Origin of the sequence: Lutibacter litoralis (assembly GCF_014646675.1) — a bacterium.
GTDB lineage: Bacteria > Bacteroidota > Bacteroidia > Flavobacteriales > Flavobacteriaceae > Lutibacter > Lutibacter litoralis.
This window is the reverse complement of sequence record NZ_BMNS01000006.1, coordinates 132423-154830: the sequence shown is the minus strand read 5'-3', so window position 1 is coordinate 154830 and position 22408 is coordinate 132423. Positions and strand designations below refer to the sequence as shown.

At 29.4% G+C, this 22408-nt stretch carries 20 protein-coding genes and 1 pseudogene; 19 read left to right on the top strand and 2 right to left on the bottom strand.

Annotated features, from left to right (window positions below; translation table 11 throughout):
• The first annotated feature begins 21 nt into the window (after window positions 1-21).
• From IEW75_RS10895 to IEW75_RS10850, 10 genes and pseudogenes are all read left to right on the top strand, one after another.
• Window positions 22-804, top strand: coding sequence for a BamP family beta-assembly machinery protein (locus tag IEW75_RS10895; protein WP_134246462.1), 783 nt, complete (start codon window positions 22-24; stop codon window positions 802-804).
• Between the two features lie 114 nt (window positions 805-918).
• Window positions 919-1686 (top strand): BamP family beta-assembly machinery protein, encoded by a 768-nt coding sequence (locus tag IEW75_RS10890; protein ID WP_134246461.1) that lies wholly within the window; start codon window positions 919-921, stop codon window positions 1684-1686.
• A gap of 107 nt (window positions 1687-1793) precedes the next feature.
• Window positions 1794-2291: a DUF6702 family protein gene (locus IEW75_RS10885; protein WP_134246460.1), complete on the top strand. Its 498-nt coding sequence runs from the start codon at window positions 1794-1796 to the stop codon at window positions 2289-2291.
• Between the two features lie 62 nt (window positions 2292-2353).
• Entirely contained in the window at window positions 2354-4618 is a 2265-nt protein-coding gene (locus IEW75_RS10880; RefSeq protein ID WP_134246459.1) for a M1 family metallopeptidase, read from the top strand.
• Between the two features lie 125 nt (window positions 4619-4743).
• Complete coding sequence (locus tag IEW75_RS10875) at window positions 4744-7002, top strand: M1 family metallopeptidase (protein ID WP_134246458.1); 2259 nt, start codon at window positions 4744-4746, stop codon at window positions 7000-7002.
• A gap of 151 nt (window positions 7003-7153) precedes the next feature.
• The gene (locus tag IEW75_RS10870) at window positions 7154-7345 is read left to right on the top strand and encodes a cold-shock protein (protein ID WP_134246457.1); all 192 of its coding nucleotides are present in this window, start codon (window positions 7154-7156) and stop codon (window positions 7343-7345) included.
• A 228-nt stretch (window positions 7346-7573) separates the two neighbouring features.
• On the top strand, window positions 7574-8146 hold the full coding sequence (locus IEW75_RS10865) for a pentapeptide repeat-containing protein (protein WP_134246456.1): 573 nt from the start codon (window positions 7574-7576) through the stop codon (window positions 8144-8146).
• Window position 8147: 1 nt separating this feature from the next.
• Window positions 8148-10475 (top strand): annotated as a pseudogene (locus IEW75_RS10860) (GH92 family glycosyl hydrolase).
• 14 nt (window positions 10476-10489) lie between these two features.
• On the top strand, window positions 10490-10630 hold the full coding sequence (locus IEW75_RS10855) for a hypothetical protein (protein WP_158283745.1): 141 nt from the start codon (window positions 10490-10492) through the stop codon (window positions 10628-10630).
• On the top strand, window positions 10623-10814 hold the full coding sequence (locus IEW75_RS10850; protein ID WP_188704043.1) for a hypothetical protein: 192 nt from the start codon (window positions 10623-10625) through the stop codon (window positions 10812-10814). Before IEW75_RS10855 ends, IEW75_RS10850 begins: the two co-directional genes overlap by 8 nt.
• A gap of 3 nt (window positions 10815-10817) precedes the next feature.
• Here IEW75_RS10850 and IEW75_RS10845 read toward each other — a convergent pair whose 3' ends face one another.
• Window positions 10818-11582, bottom strand: coding sequence for an MBL fold metallo-hydrolase (locus tag IEW75_RS10845; protein ID WP_134246455.1), 765 nt, complete (start codon window positions 11580-11582; stop codon window positions 10818-10820).
• A gap of 450 nt (window positions 11583-12032) precedes the next feature.
• Here IEW75_RS10845 and IEW75_RS10840 point away from each other — a divergent pair, with 450 nt between their 5' ends.
• The 7 genes from IEW75_RS10840 to IEW75_RS10810 all read left to right on the top strand — a co-directional run bounded on the left by IEW75_RS10840 (window position 12033) and on the right by IEW75_RS10810 (window position 18117).
• Complete coding sequence (locus IEW75_RS10840) at window positions 12033-13148, top strand: Re/Si-specific NAD(P)(+) transhydrogenase subunit alpha (RefSeq protein WP_134246454.1); 1116 nt, start codon at window positions 12033-12035, stop codon at window positions 13146-13148.
• A gap of 2 nt (window positions 13149-13150) precedes the next feature.
• Window positions 13151-13459: an NAD(P) transhydrogenase subunit alpha part 2 gene (locus IEW75_RS10835; RefSeq protein WP_089376657.1), complete on the top strand. Its 309-nt coding sequence runs from the start codon at window positions 13151-13153 to the stop codon at window positions 13457-13459.
• A complete protein-coding gene (locus IEW75_RS10830) occupies window positions 13459-14850 on the top strand; it encodes an NAD(P)(+) transhydrogenase (Re/Si-specific) subunit beta (RefSeq protein WP_134246453.1) in 1392 nt (463 codons plus the stop codon). The genes IEW75_RS10835 and IEW75_RS10830 overlap by 1 nt, the downstream gene beginning before the upstream one ends.
• Window positions 14851-14951: 101 nt before the next feature.
• A complete protein-coding gene (locus tag IEW75_RS10825) occupies window positions 14952-16403 on the top strand; it encodes a TonB-dependent receptor (RefSeq protein ID WP_134246452.1) in 1452 nt (483 codons plus the stop codon).
• A gap of 61 nt (window positions 16404-16464) precedes the next feature.
• Window positions 16465-17007, top strand: a complete 543-nt coding sequence (locus IEW75_RS10820; protein ID WP_229714440.1) for an RNA polymerase sigma factor — start codon at window positions 16465-16467, stop codon at window positions 17005-17007.
• Between the two features lie 34 nt (window positions 17008-17041).
• On the top strand, window positions 17042-17653 hold the full coding sequence (locus tag IEW75_RS10815; RefSeq protein ID WP_134246451.1) for a hypothetical protein: 612 nt from the start codon (window positions 17042-17044) through the stop codon (window positions 17651-17653).
• Between the two features lie 11 nt (window positions 17654-17664).
• Window positions 17665-18117 (top strand): hypothetical protein, encoded by a 453-nt coding sequence (locus IEW75_RS10810; protein ID WP_134246450.1) that lies wholly within the window; start codon window positions 17665-17667, stop codon window positions 18115-18117.
• Between the two features lie 72 nt (window positions 18118-18189).
• Here the strand turns inward: IEW75_RS10810 and IEW75_RS10805 are convergent, their stop codons facing one another.
• Entirely contained in the window at window positions 18190-18687 is a 498-nt protein-coding gene (locus tag IEW75_RS10805) for a YkgJ family cysteine cluster protein (RefSeq protein WP_134246449.1), read from the bottom strand.
• 315 nt (window positions 18688-19002) lie between these two features.
• Between IEW75_RS10805 and argS the strand changes: the two genes are divergently transcribed.
• The gene (argS, locus tag IEW75_RS10800; protein WP_134247177.1) at window positions 19003-20772 is read left to right on the top strand and encodes an arginine--tRNA ligase; all 1770 of its coding nucleotides are present in this window, start codon (window positions 19003-19005) and stop codon (window positions 20770-20772) included.
• A 113-nt stretch (window positions 20773-20885) separates the two neighbouring features.
• On the top strand, window positions 20886-22274 hold the full coding sequence (gene lpdA / locus IEW75_RS10795) for a dihydrolipoyl dehydrogenase (RefSeq protein ID WP_134246448.1): 1389 nt from the start codon (window positions 20886-20888) through the stop codon (window positions 22272-22274).
• Window positions 22275-22408 lie beyond the last annotated feature (134 nt).

Sequence of the window (22408 nt, the reverse complement as noted above, 5' to 3'; positions counted from 1 at the left end):
TCATTAGCGTTCTTTGTTTTAATGAAATTATCTTTAACCAACTTTACTTTTTTTATTTTTATTGCTACAAAGGTCTTTTCGCAAGAAGAGTCAGTTTCTATATCTGGATCCATTTATAGCTCAAACAAAACCGTTAAAGATATACATGTGGTTAATTTAAATAATAGACTTGGTACCATTAGTAACACACAAGGTTCATTCGAAATTTTAGCAAAAGAAGGTGATGTAATACTATTTTCTTCAATTCAGTATCAGAATAAAAAAATAACTGTTTCAAAATATAATATCGAATCAACTTCAATAATAACAACTTTAGTTCCTATTATTAATATTTTAGATGAAGTTTTTTTACACGGTTTAACAGGGAGTTTAGATGTAGATTTTAAGAAAACTCCTAAGGATACCACTCCAAAAGCTAATTTTACCTATAAATTAAGTGATTTAGATAAAAAATTACCTGGCGATGAGTTTGGCTATCAAAAAGATGTTAATGCTGAATCTTTTACAAATCCTGTTTATTTAGCTGGAGGTGCACAAGGTAGTAAATACAATAAACAACTAGAAAATGAAAGGGCATTAAAACGAAAACTAGAAAAAATGAAAGAATTCCCCTATCAACTTAGAAAACGATTGGGTGATGATTTTTTTATAAAAAGTTTAAAAATTTCTAAAGAAAAAATTTATTTGTTTATTGATTATTGCGAATTTAAAGATATTTCTACTAAATATTACAACAATAGATTATTAGAAATTATTGAGATTTTAAAAGAAGAAAGTAGCAATTACAACAAAATTAAAGATTAAAAATATTAGAAACAGTTTTTTTGTGATTATTTTAAAGATTTCTGAAGATAAAATTTATAACTTTAATAAATATTGTGGGACATAAAATATGGTAATTATAAAGCATATTATATAATGAAATTAACTAAAAAACTAAAAACCGCTTCACTCCTATTTTTATTTATAAGTGTGCATTTATTTGCGCAAAAATCACTTGTAAAAATAGAAGGTGTTGTAAAATATGATTCCATTTTTTTAGAAAATATTAATATTCTTAACCTCACCCAAAACTTTGGAGCCTCAAGTAACAGCAAAGGTGAATTTACATTATTTGCTAAACTCGGAGATTCTATTATGTTTTCTTCAATAAGTTATACCAACAGAGTTATAAAAATTTCAGAAATACACATTAACGAAAAAAAGTTACTTATTTTTTTAGAACAAGATTTAAATGAGCTCGATGAAGTTTTATTGTCACCAAAAATACGATTGGATTTTGGCAACTTAGATGTACAAAAAGGAATAATTTTAAACAAAACAGAAAATAACCAAAAGAAAGGACCGGATTCACGCAAATTAACCGACCCAACTTATGGAAATACAGGTGTTGATTTTGTTTCTATTTTTAAATTAATAACTAAAAATTTAAGAGCAAAAAATAAAGAAAGAAAGGCAGCACAAAAAGAAAATGAAAGACTTATAGAAGATTTTCCTGATAAATTATTCACACTCTATAAAGCCAATTTTTTTACCGATGTATTAAATATTCCCGATGATAAAATTTATTTATTTTTAGAATATTGTCAAGAAAATGGCTTAAATAATCATTTAAATAGCAACGAGTTTCAAATTAAAAACTTTTTAATAGTTCAAAGTAGAAAGTTTAATCAAATTAAAGAATAGTTTTTTTCTCAATATTAAATTATAGTATTTTAAAATGCTTTTTGTTTATTAGCAAAACGGTTTCAAAAACTTATAAGTTCTAACGTTTACAATTGAAATATTAACCAATGAAATTAAAAAATTATTTATTTTTTTTCCTTTTAGTACCTCTTTTTGCTTTTTCTATCCACAAATACTATTTAAGTTTATGCGAAATTGAATATGTTAAAGAAAAAAAATCCATTCAAATTATCATAGGCTTTTTTATTGATGATATAGAATTTACCCTAAATAGAGATTATAACACAATCCTTAAAATAGCCACAAAAGAAGAATGTGAATCTATTGATGAATCTTTTGAAACTTATTTAAATGAACACCTAGAATTTACTATAAATAATAAACTGGTACCTTATCAATACATTGGCAAAGAATACGACGATGATATTGTGCGCTTTTATTTAGAAATTACAGATGTACAAACGTTAAAAACGCTGGAAATAACTAATACTTGTTTAATAAGAGATTTTGAAGATCAACAAAATATTATAAAAATAAGTGCAAACAAAAAACACAAAACTTTTTATTTAAATAAAAAAACACATAAAGGTTTGTTAAAATTTTAATAACATTCTAAATTTATTGTTAAAATTATTAAATTTCAAGTCTTAACTAAATCCTATTTAAGATGAAACAACTATTTGTTTTATTACTTTCCTCAGTAATAATTTCAACTTCGGTTTTTGCCCAAGAAGATCAACAAAAAAATGGGGAACGAGCACACTACAATATTAGTAAATTTAAACAATTACACGAAGAGTTGCCAACTCCAAATAAACAACATACAGCTTCTGGAGCGCCTGGATATGAATATACTCAACAACAAGTTGATTATAAAATGGATATTGCTTTAGATACTGAAAATCATAAAATTAGTGGTAAACAAACAATAACCTATCATAATAATTCGAAAGATAATTTAGAATATTTGTGGGTTCAGCTTGATCAAAACGTTCGTGCTGCCGATGCTAAAGGAAATGATATAAATGGTGGTGGACCAAGAGTTTCTTATTCCCCTAAAAATTTTATAAAAAACTTTATGGGAAAACCTTTTGATGGAGGTTTTAAAATTGCAACATTAACAGATGTAAATGGAAAAGATTTAAACCACACAATAAACAATACTATGATGCGAATTGATTTACCAAATTCGTTAGCATCTGGTAAAACGTTTGTTTTTAATATAACATGGTGGTACAACATAAATAATTATAGGGAAGATAGAGGAAGATCTGGTTTTGAAATTTTTGAAGACGGAACAGCAGCTTATGCAATTGCACAGTTTTATCCTCGTTTAGCAGTTTATAACAATGTAGAAGGTTGGCAAAATATGCAATTTTGGGGATCGAGTGAATTTGCTTTAGAATTTGGGAATTTTGATGTATCAATTACAACTCCAAAAAATTATATTTTAAATGGAACCGGTGTGTTAACAAACCCTAAAGATGTTTTGTCAAAAGTTCAATACAATAAATATCAACAAGCGCAAACTAATTACAACAATCCAATGTTTATTGTAACACCTGAAGAAGCAATGGCAGCTTCAAAAGAAAAAAGCAATAAAACTAAAACATGGAAATTATATGCAGAGAATGTCCGTGATTTTGCATTTGCTACTTCTTCCAAATATATGTGGGATGCAATGGCTGTTAAATTAAATAACAAAACAGTTATGGCGTATTCTCTTTACCCTGAAGAAGGCAAAACCTTATGGCAAGAACATTCTACAAAAGTAGTTGCCAATACTTTAGAAGTCTATTCTAAACATACATTTGACTATCCATACCCACAAGCTACATCGGTAAATGTACAAATGGGAATGGAGTATCCTATGATTTCTTTTAACTATGGAAGAACCGATAAAAATGGTAATTATACTGAAAGAGCAAAAAAAGGTTTAATTGGTGTTGTTACGCATGAAGTAGGACATAGTTTTTTCCCAATGATTGTTAATTCCGATGAACGTCAATGGACTTGGATGGATGAAGGCATCAACTCATTTGTTGAAATTTTAGCAGAATATAAATACGACTCTATCCTTTTTCCAATGACCAAATATCCAAAAAATATAGTTCGTTATATGAAAGGAGATCAAAGTAGGTTAGCTCCAATTATGACTCAAGGAGACAATGTTTTCAACTTTGGATCTAACGCTTATGCAAAACCTGCTGCGGGACTTTTTATACTCCGTCAAACCATAATGGGACCAGAATTATTTGACCACGCTTTTAAAACCTACGCAACACGTTGGAAGTTTAAACACCCTACTCCTGCCGACTTTTTTAGAACCATGGAAGATGCTTCGGCAATGGATTTAGATTGGTTTTGGAGAGGTTGGTTTTATACAACAGGAAACAATGATATTGGTATTAAAGAAGTAAAAAAATATCATATTACCAACAAACCAACAAAGGATGCTATAAAAATTTATGAGCGTTATAACATTAATAAAGATGCTATTCCACCTTCATTATTTTTAATTTCAGAAAATAGCGAAGAATTTACAGATGATTTAAAAAATAATAAAGCAGAAGATTATAGTATATTAACCAATTATATAAATCAAAATTTTTCTTCTGAAGAAAATACTACAATGAAAGCTCCAAAATATTTGTATGAATTAAAATTCGAAAAACCTGGAGATTTAGTAATGCCAATTATTGTAGAATTTGAATATGAAGATGGCTCCAAAGAACGCAAACAATATCCCGCTCAAATTTGGAGAAAAAATGACACCGAAGTAACTAAAGTTTTTCCAGTAAGCAAAGCCATTAAAAAAATTACAATTGATCCAGACCAACAAACCGCTGATGTTGATTTAAGTAATAACAGTTGGCCGAAAACCACTGAAAATAAATTTGAACAGTTTAAAAAAGAGCAAATTAAAAGTTAATAACTAACCTAAAATCTTTTAGTTACTTTTTTTAAGGAGTTTATATATAAAATTATTTGTGTTTTAATTAAGATTACCAATAAAAATTACGACATCAATAAAATTGCAAATTTTATCTTTCTGAAATGAAAAAATATTTTTTACTAGTACTATCATTTTCTATAATTTCAACTTCGCTTTTTGCTCAAGAAACTGAGCGTCAAAAAGGACATTACAATATAAGCAAGTTTAAACAACTTCATGAAGAATTGCCTACACCAAACGACCAACATACGGCTTCTGGAGCACCTGGCTATAAGTACACCCAACAAAAAGTAGACTACAAAATAGCTATTATATTAGATGATGATAACCAACGTATTTATGGTGAAGAAATAATAACATATCACAATAATTCACAAGATGCCTTAGAATATCTATGGCTTCAATTAGATCAAAATAAAAGAGCCTCAGATTCTAAATCTCCTGACATTCAATCAAGTGTATTAAATACACTATATACTCCTTCACAATTTTCAAAAACATTTATTGAAGTAAAATTTGATGGAGGATTTAAAATAGAGTACGTAAAAAATATGGACAATAGTGATGCGTCATACCTTATCAACCAAACAATGATGCGTTTAAATCTAGAAACCCCATTAGCTTCTGGAAATTCACACTCTTTTAAAATAAAATGGTGGTACAATATAAACAATCACGTTACACAAGGTGGAAGATCTGGATTTGAATATTTTCCCGAAGACAATAATAACAGTTATGTAATTGCACAATTCTTTCCAAGATTATGTGTTTATAATAATGTTGAAGGTTGGCAAAACGACCAATTTTGGGGTCGTAGCGAATTCGCTTTGGAATTTGGAGATTATGAAGTTTCAATTACAACACCTGCAGACCATATTCTTGGAGCAACTGGTGTTTTAATGAATGAGCAAGAAGTACTTACTAAAATACAACAAAAAAGGCTTGCAAAAGCTAGGAAAACATATGACAATCCTGTATTAATTGTTTCTCAAGATGAAGCTGTAAAAACAGAGCAAAACAAATCTAAAAACACGAAAACATGGAAATTTTTTGCAGAAAATGTAAGAGATTATGCTTTTGCATCATCTAGAAAATTTATTTGGGATGCTATGGCTGTTGATATTAATGGGAAAAATGTAATGGCATATTCTTATTATACAAAAGAAGCAAATCCTTTATATGGAGATCATTCTACAAGAGCGGTTGCGCAAACTTTAATAACGTATTCCAAACATACTTTTGACTATCCTTATCATAAAGCAATATCGGTAGATGGACAAATGGGAATGGAATATCCTCAAATTTGTTTTAACCCTGGAAGACCAAATCCAGATGGAACTTATTCCGACAGAACTAAATATAGAATGCTCGGAACAACAATTCATGAAGTTGGTCATAACTTTTTCCCAATGATTGTAAATTCAGACGAGCGTCAATGGACATGGATGGATGAAGGTTTAAATTCATTTGTTCAGTTATTAGCGAATCGTGATTATGACAAAAATTTTCCTTTACGCCGTGGAATTCCAAAAAACATTGTTCCATATATGAAAGGAGATCAATCAAAATTAGCACCAATTATGTCAAAAGGAGATGATTTGTATGAATTTGGAAATAATGCCTATGCAAAACCTGCAACAGCTCTCTGGATTTTACGACATACCATAATGGGACCAGAATTATTTGACCACGCTTTTAAAACCTACGCAACACGCTGGAAGTTTAAACACCCTACTCCTGCCGACTTTTTTAGAACTATGGAAGATGCTTCGGCAATGGATTTAGATTGGTTTTGGAGAGGTTGGTTTTATACAACAGGAAACAATGATATTGGTATTAAAGAAGTAAAAAAATATCATATTACCAACAAACCAACAAAGGATGCTATAAAAATTTATCAGCGTTATAATATTAATAAAGATGCTATTCCACCTTCATTATTTTTAATTTCAGAAGATAGCGAAGAATTTACAGAAGATTTAAAAAACAATAAAGCTAAAGATTATAGTCTGTTGACCGATTATATCAATCAAAATTTTTCTTCTGAAGAAAAAGCTACTATGAAAGTTCCAAAATATTTTTATGAATTAAAATTTGAACAACTTGGAGATTTAGTAATGCCAATTATTGTAGAATTAGAATATGAAGATGGCACCAAAGATCGCAAACAATATCCTGCTCAAATTTGGAGAAAAAATGACGCCGAAGTAATTAAGGTTTTTCCCGCAAGTAAAACCATTAAAAAAATTACAATTGATCCAGATCAAGAAACAGCTGATGTTGATTTAAACAATAATAGCTGGCCTAAAACAACTGAAAATAAATTTGAACAGTTTAAAAAAGAGCAAGTAAAAACTTAATTCTTTAATCTTTTTTTTCAAAGTTTATTCAATATTAATATAAAGTGTTAACAGGTTACGTAACTATTTGAATAATAAATCTTTCTTTTTTAGGTTATTTCAATAGTTGGCATTATCTTTGCCTCATATAATTAATATAAAATATTTTAACATGAGTAAAGGAACAGTAAAATTCTTCAATGAAACTAAAGGTTTCGGATTTATTACAGAAGAAGGTTCAAACAAAGAACATTTTGTTCACATTTCTGGATTAATTGACGAAGTACGCGAAGGCGACGAAGTTGAATTTGATTTACAGGAAGGTAAAAAAGGATTAAACGCAGTAAATGTAAAAGTAATTTAATATATACTTCTTAATTTTTTACAAAGCTCATCTTAACAGATGGGCTTTTTTTGTGCTTTTTTTTTATAATATGTAGAAACCTCTAAAAGTATTCAAAGAAATACTTATATCATATGTAAAATACAAAAAGAAACCATTTCAAACACAATTTATTTATTTTATAATGCAATAATTGAGATTTTACTCTAAATTTAATGCTGAAATAATAATCCAATCTGGTATAAAAAAATGAATGATAACTTTATAGAAAATAACGTTTTTAAAGGAAAAGATTATACTGTAAATGGCTTTCCAAAAGGTGAATACGACAATTGTACTTTTATTAACTGTAATTTTTCAAACCTCCATCTTTCAAATAATGAATTTGTAGAATGTAATTTTGAAGATTGTAATTTCAGTAATTCAGACATAAAAAACACATCTTTTAAAGAGATCATATTTAGTACTTGCAAATTGGTAGGTTTAAATTTTAGTGAATGCAATCCTTTTTTACTAGCTTTTTCTTTTAACAATTGTCAATTAAACCTAGCTTCTTTTTATCAGTTAAAACTTAAAAATACCAAATTTACTAACTGTAATTTACAAGAAACCGATTTTACTGAAGCCGATATAACAAATTCATTATTCGAAAATTGTGATTTAAAAAAAGCTATTTTTGAAAACACAAATTTAGAAAAAGTAGATTTCAGAACTTCAAATAACTACTCTATCAATCTAGAAACAAACAACATTAAAAATGCCAAATTCTCTTTAAATGGAATAGCTGGTTTATTAGAAAAATACAATATTTTAATAGAATAATATGAAACATATTTCAATTATACTTGTTATTACAATTATAGTAAACTCTTGCGTTAACAAAACTGAAAAAAGTGTGGAAACTAAAAATACCTCTAAAACAGAAAACTTAATTCAGTATGTAAATCCCTTTATTGGCACAAAAAATATGGGACACACATTTCCTGGAGCTACAAGCCCGTTTGGAATGGTTCAGTTAAGCCCAGAAACAAACCAGCAACCAATGTTTAAGAACGGTAAATACAACCCTGAGACTTATAAATATTGTGCAGGTTACCAATATGATGATACTACAATATTTGGGTTTAGCCATACTCATTTTAGCGGAACAGGTCATTCGGACTTAGGCGATTTTTTAGTAATGCCAACAACTGGAAAACTAACATTAGAACCTGGTGATGCTTCAATTCCTCATAGTGGATTTCATTCTCAATTTTCACATAAAAATGAAGATGCAGAACCTGGCTTTTACAAAGTTAAATTAGATGATTACAATATTTTAGCTGAATAAACAGCATCAGATCGTGTTGGATTTCATAAATATACGTTCCCAAAATCTAAAGATTCACATATAATTTTAGATTTAATTTCAAACATTTATAATTACGAAGATAAAAATGTATGGACTTTTATACGTGTTGAAAATGACTCATTAGTAACGGGTTATCGCCAAACAAACGGTTGGGCACGCACTAAAAAAGTGTTTTTTGCAATGCAGTTTTCAAAACCTTTTAAAAGTTACGGTCATAAAAAATATGATGCTGTTCAGTACAACGGATTTTACAGACGTTTTAACGAAGAAGAAAACTTCCCAGAAATGGCTGGAAAAAATCTTCGAGCCTATTTTAATTTTAATACCGAAGACAGTGAAGAAATAAAAATAAAGTTTGCGCTCTCAAATACAAGCACTGCTGGCGCTTTAAAAAATTTAGAAGCTGAAATTCCACATTGGAATTTTGAAAAAACAAAACAAGAAACGCAACAAAAATGGAATAATGAATTGAATAAAATAATTGTAGAAACTGAAACTAAAGCACAAAAAGAAACTTTTTATACCGCATTGTATCATACAATGTTAGGTCCAATTATTTATGAAGATGTTGATGGTTCTTATAGAGGTTTAGATCAAAATATCCATCAATCTGAAGGTTTTACCAATTATACAGTATTTTCACTTTGGGACACTTATAGAGCGTTGCACCCACTTTTTAACATTATCCAGCCTACAAGAAATAATGATATGGTGAAATCTATGTTGGCACATCATAACCAGAGTGTTCATAATATGCTGCCAGTTTGGAGTCATTATGCAAATGAAAATTGGTGTATGGTGGGCTACCATTCTGTAACTGTAATTGCAGATGCTATTGTAAAAGGAACTACTGATGTTGATATAAATGCAGCACTTGTAGCTTCGAAAAACACTTCAACACTAACCTATTTTGATGGTATTGGAGATTATATAAAACTCGGTTACGTTCCAGAAGATAAAAGTTCATCGTCGGTTTCAAAAACGTTGGAATATACTTTTGATGATTGGTGTATAGCTCAAATTGCTAAAAAAGCTGGAAACAAAGAAGTTTATAATACGTATATAAATCGTTCTAAAAATTATAAAAATGTTTATGATTCGAAAATTGGGTATATGCGTCCAAAACTAAGCAACGGAATTTGGCGTAAAGAATTTGATCCAATTGATACACACGGTCAAGGTTTTATTGAAGGAAATGCGTTAAACTATGGTTTATATGTTCCACATGAAATAGACAACATGATTGAATTAATGGGTGGAAAAGATAAATTCTCAGCACATCTAGATTATATTTTTACTACAGAAATTGATGATAAATACATCGAAAAGAATGAAGATATTACACGCGATGGAATTATAGGAAATTATGTACACGGAAACGAACCTGGACATCATATACCCTATTTATACAATTGGACCAACCATCCGTTTAAAACACAAGAACGAGTTAGAATGATTTTAGATACCATGTACAGCAACGGAGAAGATGGTTTATGTGGTAATGATGATGCGGGACAAATGAGTGCTTGGTATGTATTTAGTGCTTTGGGGTTTTACCCGGTTACCCCAGCCTCAAATGAGTATGCTATAGGAAGTCCAATGGTAAATAAAGCACAAATTAATTTAGAAAACGGAAAAACAATTACGATAAATACTGTAAACCAAAATAAAGAAAATGTGTATGTTGAAAAGGTTACTATAAATGATAAAATAATTTCAAATTTTCAGTTAAATTATAACGACCTAAAAAATGGAGGAAACATTACTTTTTATATGCAGAACACTCCAAAAGGGAACTAAAATTAAAACTTGAAATGAGTACAGAACACTTTAATAAAAAAGCTAAAAAATGGGATAACAATCCTGAAAAAATAGAAAGAGCTAAAATTGTTGCTAAAAAAATAGTTGATTTTATTCAACCTTCAAAAAAAATGAAAGCTTTGGAATTTGGTTAAGGAAGATGGATCATTTCATCCAACATCACAAAATTTTACTGGGCACAATGGTTTTAATAAAATAGAATTAACCAAAATACTTAAAAATAATGGATTTAAAACCATCCACTACACTATTTGCTATGAAATTGAAAAAAACGATAAAAAATATCCTCTTTTTCTGTTAATTGCTAAAAAAGTATAACTATTAATTTACTTCAATAACAAGTTCATCATAAGCTAAAAATACATTTTCTGGTAAAGTCCTCTCTACTTCTGAGTGAAAACCGAGATGGTGGCTAATATGTGTTAAATAAGTTTTTTTAGGTTTTAGTTCATCTATTAATGTCAAAGCTTCCTCTAAATTCAAATGAGAATCATGTGGTTTATAGCGAATTGCATTTATAATTAACACATTTAAATTTTTTAGTTTTTCCTTTTCAACAGCATCAATAGATTTTACATCAGTTAAATAAGCCATATCCTTAAATCGATATCCAAATATTTTTAATTTTCCGTGATTTACTTCAACAGGAGTAACCTTTATATTACCAAGTAAAAAAGGATTGTTTTCAAGTACATTTTGTTGCACACTTGGAGCGCCTGGATATTTATTTTCATCAATAAAAATATAATCAAATCGCTTTGATAAATTTACTAAAACTCGTTGTTGTGCATAAATAGGAACACCACCCATTTGAAAACTATACGGACGTAAATCATCTAATCCAGCTGTATGATCTGAGTGTTCATGAGTAAACAAAACACCGTTAATTGCACAAACATTTGCCCGCAACATTTGGTATCTAAAATCTGGGCCACAATCAACCACATACGTATAGTTATCCCATTCAACCAAGATTGAAACACGCAACCGTTTGTCTCTTTTATCATTTGACAAACAAACAGGATGCTTTGAATTAATTACAGGAATTCCTTGTGATGTGCCAGTACCTAAAAAAGTAATTTTCAAATTAGAGATTTTTGTAAAAATACAAGTATTCCTTCAAAATTTATAATTTTAAAAATAAATTAAATTATAATCTTTATTAATAGAAATATTTTTCACATTATCCTTTTGTAATAATTATTACACAATCAACAATATATCAATCGTTTAATATAAATTAGCTAATAAATGTGATTTTTATCAACCTTTAAAAGCTTTAAATTATTTACCTTTACACATTACTATCGAAACAAGATATAGTTATAATGAAAACTAAAAAATCAACCCCTTCCTTATATCGAATATTTCGTATTTATTTCGGTTTAATTAAGTTTAATTTTTTTAAATATAAGTTCCTTTTTAAAACTGGCTTTTTTGCTGGTTTTCTTTTTTTAAAATTTATTCAATATAGAATCCAACTTAACAATAGTAATAATAAAAACATTTTTAATTCATCTTATAATACATAAATAAATGAAAATAGGCATATTAAAAGAAACTCAAAAAGGCGAAAGACGTGTCTGTATTTCTCCAACTATTGCAAAACAGCTTATAGAAAAAGGCTTTGAAATATTGGTAGAAGAAGATGCAGGAGTTAATTCTTCTTTTAAAAATTCTGATTATGAAAAAATTGGAGCTAGCGTAGAAATTCGAGGAGTGGTTTTTAAAGAAGCTAAAGTGCTTGTAAAAATCAATCCTTTTGATGAGGAAGACTTAAAACTTATAGATAATTCTCATATTCTAATGAGTCAATTATTCCATAAATCGCACCCAGATTTAATTAAGGCAATTGCTGAAAAAGGAGCTACTGCTTTTTCTATGGATGCAATGCCTCGTATTTCAAGAGCACAAGATATGGATGTTTTAAGTTCTCAAAGTAATTTAGCGGGTTATAAAGCTGTTATTTTAGGAGCCTATGAAATGACTAAAATATTTCCTTTAATGATGACTGCTGCCGGAACAATTACACCATCAAGAGTATTAGTTTATGGTGTAGGTGTTGCTGGCTTGCAAGCAATTGCAACTGCAAAAAGATTAGGAGCTGTTGTAGAAGCAACTGATATTAGAATGGAAACAAAAGAGCAGACAGAATCTCTTGGAGCTAAATTTATTTCAGTAGACAACTCTGGTGAAGAAAAAGCAGAAGGAGGATATGCAAAAGCTGCATCTGAAGATTATGCTCGTAGACAAAAAGAGGCCGTTAATAAATCGTTATTTCAAGCAGATTTAGTAATTACAACCGCAATGGTTCCAGGAAGAAAATCTCCTATTTTAATTACAGAAGAGCAAATAAAACAAATGAAAAATGGTGCTGTAATTATTGATTTAGCAGCTGCGCAAGGCGGAAATGTTGAATTAAGTAAATTAAACAAAACTGTTATAAAAGATGGAGTAAAAATAATTGGAACTACAATTTCTCCTGAAAGTGTTTCTACAAATGCGAGTGATTTGTACGGAAAAAACATGTTTAACTTCCTAAAGCATCTTATAAAAGACAACGAGTTTGTTTGGGATTTAGAAGAAGAAATTACAGATGAAACATTAATAGTGCATAACGGTAAAATAAGAAAAAACGGAAAAACTGAATAACTATGACTGAATTTATAGATTTTATTAGCAATAATCTCCAAATGATATATATCGTAATTCTTATGATATTTGTTGGAGTTGAAATAATAGGCCATGTTCCTGCTGTATTGCATACACCCTTAATGTCTGGTGCAAATGCCATTCACGGTGTTGTAATTATTGGTGCAATATTGGTAATGTTAGGTGCAGAACCAGATAATATTTTAGCATTATCACTAGGATTTGTAGCTGTATTACTTGGAACTTTAAACGTAGTTGGTGGATTTGTAGTTACCGACCGCATGTTAGAAATGTTTAAAAAGAAAAAATAATGGAATATATATTTAGTCTAGAGTTTATTTATTTAATAGCATCCGTAACTTATATTTTAGGTTTAAAAATGCTAGGACATCCAGAAACGGCAAGAAAAGGTAATTTAATTGCTGCAGCTGGTATGACATTGGCAATTATTGGTACAATCTTTTTATACCAAGGAGAGGTAGCTTCTATTATTTATATTTTAATTGGAATAGCAATTTTAATTGGTACCGTAATTGGTTGGATGGTTGCTAAAAAAGTTGGAATGACCAAAATGCCAGAATTAGTTTCTATATTTAATGGTATGGGTGGTGCAAGTGCTGCATTAATCGGATTGATTGAATTTCATCATTATATTGGAGATCAATTATCAATTTTAACCATTATTGCTGGAATGATTATCGGAAGTGTTTCATTCTCCGGAAGTATGATTGCTTGGGCAAAATTAAATGGAACCTTGAATAAGCCAATAAGATTGCCAAAATACAACATATTAAACAATGTGTTTTTAATTGGAATTTTAGGTTTTGGAGCATTTATGGTATTTAGTGGTTCAGATAGTTCTTTATTTTTATACTTACTTTTCTTTGCTGCCCTAGCCTATGGAATATTATTTGTTTTGCCAATTGGTGGTGCAGATATGCCTGTTGTTATTTCATTATTAAATTCATTTACAGGTTTAGCAGCTGCATTTGGTGGTTTCTTATACGGAAATATGGTAATGCTAACAGGAGGAATTTTGGTTGGTTCTGCAGGTACAATTTTAACACTTGCAATGTGTAAAGCAATGAACAGGCCACTTTCTAATGTAATATTTGGAGCATTTGGTGAAGGAAGTTCTGCTGCAGCTAGTACAGGAGGAAAAATTGGAGGAAGTGTAAAAGAAGCTTCTGCAAGTGATGTTGCTATTTTAATGAACTATTCTAACAAAGTTATTATTGTTCCTGGGTATGGCTTGGCAGTTGCACAAGCACAACATATTATTCACGAATTAGAACAATTATTAGAAAGCAAAGGAATAGATGTAAAATATGCAATTCATCCAGTTGCTGGTCGAATGCCAGGTCATATGAATGTTCTATTAGCAGAAACAAATGTAGATTACGACAAATTAGTAGAAATGGAAGATGTAAATCCAGAATTTAAAAGTACTGATGTAGTTTTTGTTGTTGGAGCGAATGATGTTGTAAATCCAGCTGCACATAACGATCCATCTAGTCCAATTTACGGAATGCCAATTTTAGATGTAGAAAATGCGAAAAATATTATTATCAACAAACGTAGTATGAAACCTGGTTATGCAGGTATCGAAAACGAATTATTTTACAATCAAAAAACATCAATGCTTTTTGGTGATGCTAAAGTAGCATTAACTAAACTGGTTGCTGAACTTAAAAATATGTAACATTAATTTCAATATATTTAGAATAGGGTAACAATTAAACCGTTACCCTATTTTTTTTGGGCCAATTTTATTTCATACTTTTGCAAAAAAGAAAAAAGATAATGGCTTTAATTTTAAAAGGTGATATAGAAATTAACGAGGTGAAATCCAGTAAAGTAAAAGCTTTAAAAGTTAATTTAAATAAACGTACCTACGGAACCTTTGCAGAAATTGGAGCTGGACAAGAAACTGTACGTCATTTTTTTAGAGCCGGCGGTGCTTCAGGAACAATAGCAAAAGCTATGAGCGCTTATGACAAAGATTTTTCTGATGCCATTTATGGGGTCGAAGAAGATGGACGCTATGTTACAGAAAATCGTCTAAAAAAAATGCTAGCTTATGAAATTGAAGTTATTGAAGAACGGTTAAACAGAAAAACGCATCCAGATAATATTTTTTTTACCTATGCTAATACTGTAACAACTATAGATTTTGTTAAAAAATTTAAAGGTCATGGTTGGGTCGGAATTAAGTTCCAATTAGATCCATTAGAAGATTATAGCGAAATTATATTACATGTTAGATTTAAAGAAACTGATGCTAAATTACAACAAGAAACTCTTGGTATTTTAGGTGTTAATTTAATTTATGGTGCTTTCTATTTAAATGATAAACCTAAAGAATTATTAAAATCTCTCTACGATAATTTACATAAAGTGCAGTTAGAAATTGATATGATCAATTTCTCTGGCCCTCGCTTTTCTTATGTAGATAATAGATTAATGAGCTTGCTTTTAGTGAGAAATGGTATGACTAATGCCGTAATGTTTGGTCCTGATGGTAACAACTTATTACCTGCACAACAATTATACAGAGCAAACATTTTAGCGTTAAGAGGTAGTTTTAGACCTGTTACTAAAGTAAATATGAACATGTATAAGTTGGCGCAACAAATGTTTATAAATGAAAGTAAAGTAAAAGAAGAAAATGCTAAAATTATTTTTGAAATTACCCTCACAAACTTAAGTTCCGAAGGTGAAATTGATGAAAGAGATTTCTTAGACAGAGCTGAATTACTTTGTTCATTAGGGCAAAATGTAATGATTACAGATTTTCAGGAATATTATAAATTAGTTGAATATTTTTCTGAATTCACAAAAGAAAGAATTGCTTTAGCAATGGGTGTATACAGTTTTGTACAAATATTTAATGAAAAATATTACCGTAATTTAAGTGGTGGTATTTTAGAAGCATTCGGAAAACTTTTCTTTAAAGACTTAAAAGTATACTTGTATCCACTTAAAGATCAGCGTACCGGAGAAATTAAAACTAGCGAAAATCTCAAAGTGCACCCACGTATGAAAGAATTATACAAATTCTTTAAATACAACGGGAAAGTTGTTGATATTAAAGATTTTGATCCTGAAATATTAGAAGTTTTCTCTAAAAAAGTATTGGATATGATTTCCAATGGCGTTCATGGTTGGGAAGAAATGCTTCCAAAAGGAATTGCTGAAACAATTAAAAGCGAACGTTTATTTGGTTATTCAAGAAGAAGATTTTTAAAAAAGTAATTTATTTTGGTCATCAATTAAACCTTTCTTAATTTTATGTGTCAAATAAGAAAATTCATACGTGAATAACGATGCATTATTAGTTGCACAACTAAAAGATAAAAAAACTCAAGAACAAGCTTTTCGAAAATTAATGTCTTTATATAAAGAACGTTTATATTGGCATATTCGTAAAATTGTTTTTATACACGATGATGCTGATGATGTGCTACAAAATACCTTTATTAAAGTTTTTAAAAACATTCATTCTTTTAAAGAAGAAAGTAAATTATTTTCTTGGATGTATCGTATTGCAACCAATGAAGCCATTACATTTATAAATAAAAAAGCTGCAAAAAAACAAGTAGATTTAAGTGAATTACAATTAAACATTGTCCAAAAATTAAATAATGATATTCATTTTTCAGGTGATGAAATTCAACTTCTACTTCAAAAGGCAATAATTACACTGCCACACAAACAGCAATTAGTATTTAATATGAAATACTTTGATGAAATGAAGTACAAAGATATGTCCGAAATTCTAGACACATCAGTAGGAGCGTTAAAAGCGTCCTATTTTCACGCTGTAAAAAAAATTGAGGAATTTTTAAAAAACCATTAAACCTTAAATAATTAAGAAAGTCTAATTAATAGTAATGAAAAAAGAAGAAGTACATAAAATGGCACCAACCCTAAGTAAAATTGGACATAAAGACCGCGGTTTTAATGTGCCTAGTACATATTTTAATACTGTTGAAAATCGTGTGTTTGCCGAAATTAATACTTCAAAATTAAACACGGATAAACCAATTTATAAAACACCCGATACTTATTTTGAGACTGTTAAAAACTCTGTAGTTACAAAACTTAAAGCGCAAACTTTTTACAATGAAATTACACATTCAATTCCAGAAGGTTATTTCGAAACCTTGGAAGATCAAGTTTTCAATAAAATTGAAAAGACTTCAAAAGTAAGAACGCTTACAAAGCTTTCTAAATATGTTGCACCAATTGCAATTGCTGCATCTTTATTAATTATTTTTATTTTAAACAGTACTTCAAACAATATTACCTTTGAAACTTTAGCAACTTCAGAAATTGAAGAATTTATTGAAAATGGAAATATTTACTATGATGCTGAAAGTTTAGCGAGTATTTTTCCAGAAGTAACTATAGAAGACACTAATTATATTTCTACATTATCAGATAGTGCTGTTTTAAATTATTTAAATGAAAAAGATTTAGAAACATTGATTATAGAAAATTAAACATTTTTAGAATGAAAAAACTACTATTTATAGCATTTCTATTATTTCTAACTTCAAGCTCTGTAGTTAGTCAGAAAATGAATCGACAAAAAATTACGATGTTAAAAACTGCATTTATTACTGATGCCATTGCATTAAAACCAAAAGAAGCTGAAAAATTTTGGCCTGTTTATAATCAATATTCTAAACAACTGCAACAGTTAAAATTCAAAATTGAAGGTGGAAAAATGCGTGAAATAAAAGCGGCTGGAGGTACAGAAAACCTTTCAGAGGCCAACGCACAAGAAATTATTAACCAGTCTTTAATTTTTGAAAAAGAAATTTATGAAACCAAAATTAAAATGGTGAAAGAACTTTCTAAAATAATTTCTGCACAACAAATTGTTAAACTACAAAAAGCTGAGCGCGATTTTAATAAACGAATTTTACAAGAATACGGTAAAAGAAAAAGAATGGGACAATAACTATATACTATTACCTATTTTCTATAAAAGAATATGCCTACTATATATTTTAAAACTAGACATTGTTCTTTTCTATTTGGGCAATTTAATTTTAAGTGCTTCAACTATATTATATGCAGCCGGACAAATTTCAGTATTTTTTAATGTAAGGTCTGTAATTTGAATAAATTTTCGTCTATCGGTATGTGGATATTCGCCACAAGCTTTCGGACGCACATCATAAATCATACACATATTATCATTCAAATCTAAAAAAGAGCAGGGAGCCGTTTTCAACACATAAAAATCATCGCTATCACTCTCTAAATATTGGTTTGTAAAATCTAACACTTTCATTCTAAAATGTTTTGAGATACGCTCAATATCTTTATTTGTAAATATAGGACTTGTAGTTTTACAACAATTTCCACACGTTAAACAGTCTGTTTTTTCAAACTCTTTTTCGTGTAAATCTTGCATTACCACATCTAAATTTTTAGGAGTACGTTTCTTTAACTTTTGAAAATACTTTTTGTTTTCAATAAGTTTTTCTTGAGCCAATTTTGGTAATTCTTTTAAAAATTCTTCCATTTGACAAATATATAAATGTTATTTCTGTAAGTAGCTATTAAACTTTTTAATTATAAAAATGAAAAAGTATTAAATCTAATAACTAGCTTAAAAAAATCCTTATTTTGAACCTGAATTGGCACAGCCACTTTTTTTCAGCATCTCAACATACTATTATTCAATTACTAATTGAAACTGAAATAAAGAATACGTTAAAGAAAGTATTGTTAAATAATTTACTTTATAATTGAATTTTCACATAATTTGATTTTATAAAATCGTAAAAATAATTTGAAATTTAGTACTTTTGCACCTCAAAATAATTTAGCAAAAAATATGCGCAATAGTTTAGAAATAGCTGTTAAAAAAGCTTTTAAAGAAATTTACGATACAGACATTCAATCTGTTGAATTTCAGGCTACTAAAAAAGATTTTAAAGGTGACATCACCATAGTTGTTTTTGCTTTTTTACGCTTTGTTAAAGGAAACCCTGTTGAAATTGGTACTAAAATTGGAACCTATTTGTTAGAAAATGTTTCAGAAGTTGCAGATTTTAACGTAGTAAAAGGTTTTTTAAACATAGAAATTGCAGATTCTTACTTTATTAATAATTTTAATTCAATATATAAGACTCATAATTTTGGTATAGTTTCTCCAAATAAAAATGAAAAAGCTGTGATGGTTGAATATTCTTCACCAAACACAAACAAACCACTTCATTTAGGTCATATTAGAAATAATTTATTGGGATATTCTGTTGCTGAAATTATAAAAGCTTCCGGTAAACAAGTTTATAAAACTCAAATTATTAATGATCGTGGTATTCATATTTGCAAAAGTATGTTGGCCTGGAAACGTTTTGGTAAAGGGGAAACACCTGAAAGTTCAGGTTTAAAAGGCGACAAACTAGTTGGTAATTATTATGTTGCATTTGATAAAGCATATAAAGAAGAAATTTCGCAGTTAATTTCTGAAGGAAAAACAGAAGAAGATGCAAAAAAAGGAGCACCTATTTTATTAGAAGCACAACAAATGTTATTAAAATGGGAGGCTGGAGATAAAGAAGTAGTGGATTTATGGAAAACTATGAACCAGTGGGTTTATGATGGTTTTGATATTACTTATAAGGAATTAGGCGTTGATTTTGATAAAAATTATTACGAAAGTAACACCTATTTACTAGGAAAAGATATTGTAGCAGATGGATTAGAAAAAGAAATCTTTTACAAAAAAGAAGATGGCTCTGTATGGATAGATTTGACTGATGAAGGTTTAGATGAAAAAATTGTATTACGTGCAGATGGAACTGCTGTTTATATGACGCAAGATATAGGAACGGCAATTGAACGTTTTAAAGATTTCGACCTGCAAGAGTTGGTTTACACAGTTGGAAACGAGCAAGATTACCATTTTAAAGTTTTATTTCTTATTTTAGACAAATTAGGATTTGAATGGGCTAAAAACTTATATCATTTATCTTACGGAATGGTAGATTTACCAAGTGGAAAGATGAAATCTAGAGAAGGAACTGTTGTTGATGCAGATGATTTAATGATAGAAATGACGGATACTGCAAGAACAATATCTCAAGAACTAGGAAAACTTGAAGGATATTCTGAAGATGAAAAAGAACACCTTTACAAAACTATAGGTTTGGGAGCTCTTAAATATTATATTTTAAAAGTAGATCCTAAAAAACGTATTTTATTTGATCCTGAAGAATCTGTTGATTTTGCTGGTAATACAGGTCCTTTTATTCAGTATACGTATGCTAGAATACAATCTATTTTAAGAAAAGCTACTTTTGATTATTCAAAAGAAATAACGGCTATTAATTTAGATGCAAAAGAGCGGGAATTAATTAAACAAATACAACTGTTTCCTGAAACTATTCAGAATGCAGCTCAAAATCACAGTCCTGCAATAATTGCAAATTACACATACGATTTGGTTAAAATATACAACTCATTTTACCAAACAGTGCCAATTTTAGGATGTGAAAACCAAGATGAAAAGATTATTAGAATACAACTTTCAAATAAAGTTGCAGAAATTATAAAAGCAGCCTTTAAGTTATTAGGAATTAATGTTCCAGAAAGAATGTAAAAGCAACATATTAGGTTATAAAGCTAAAGTCAATAAAACAAGTAAGAATATAAAAAATATTCAATCTGTTAAACGATTAAAAAATAAATAAACGATTAAAAAAATAAAAACACATGAAATACGACGTACTTATTATAGGAAGTGGCCCAGGAGGATATGTTACAGCCATTAGAGCTTCACAACTTGGATTTAAAGTTGGTGTTGTTGAAAAAGAAAACTTAGGTGGAATCTGCTTAAATTGGGGATGTATCCCAACAAAAGCTCTGTTGAAAAGTGCGCAAGTTTATGATTATTTAAAGCACGTAGATCAATATGGTTTAAAAGCTGAAGCTATTGATAAAGATTTTGAAGCGGTAGTTAAACGTAGTAGAAATGTAGCTGATGGAATGAGCAAAGGTGTTCAATTCTTAATGAAAAAAAATAAAATTGACGTTATTGATGGTTTTGGAAAAATTAAAACTGGAAAAAAAGTTGATGTAACAGATGCCGATGGTAAAGTAACTGAATACAGTGCAGATCATATAATTATTGCTACAGGTGCTCGTTCTAGAGAATTGCCAAACTTGCCTCAAGATGGTAAAAAAGTTATAGGATATCGCCAAGCAATGACACTTCCAACACAACCTAAAAAAATGATTGTTGTTGGTTCTGGAGCAATTGGAGTTGAGTTTGCTCATTTTTATAATGCTATGGGAACCGAAGTAACAATTGTAGAGTTTTTACCAAATTTAGTGCCTGTTGAAGATATTGATGTATCAAAACAATTTGAACGTTCTTTTAAAAAATCTGGAATTAAAGTAATGACAAACTCTTCTGTAGAATCTGTTGATACTTCTGGTAAAGGTGTAAAAGCAATTGTTAAAACTAAAAAAGGAGAAGAAATTTTAGAAGCAGATGTATTACTTTCTGCTGTTGGAATTAAATCTAATATAGAAAACATTGGTTTAGAAGATGTTGGTATTGTAGTAGATCGTGATAAAATTTTGGTAAACGATTTCTATCAAACAAATATCCCTGGTTATTATGCAATTGGAGATGTAGTTCCTGGTCAAGCTCTTGCTCACGTTGCTTCTGCTGAAGGAATAACTTGTGTTGAAAAAATAGCTGGTTTACATACTGAAAAAATCGACTATGGAAATGTTCCTGGATGTACATATGCGTCTCCAGAAATTGCTAGTGTAGGTTTAACCGAAGAACAAGCAAAAGAGCAGGGTTACGAACTAAAAGTTGGTAAATTTCCATTCTCTGCTTCTGGGAAAGCAAAAGCCGCTGGTACACCTGATGGTTTTGTAAAAGTTATTTTTGATGCTAAATATGGTGAATGGTTAGGTTGTCATATGATTGGTGCTGGGGTAACTGATATGATTGCGGAAGCTGTTTTAGGTAGAAAACTAGAAACTACAGGACACGAAGTTTTAAAAACAATTCATCCACACCCTACTATGAGTGAGGCGGTTATGGAAGCTGTAGCAGATGCTTATGATGAAGTAATACACTTATAAAAGAATTGTCATTCCTACGTTGGCAGGAATCCATTTCAAACTGTTTGGATTCCAATTTTCATAGGAATGACAAGATTCTAATAAGGCTGTTAAAAAAGTAATTTTTTATGACAGCCTTTTTTAAATTTAATCAA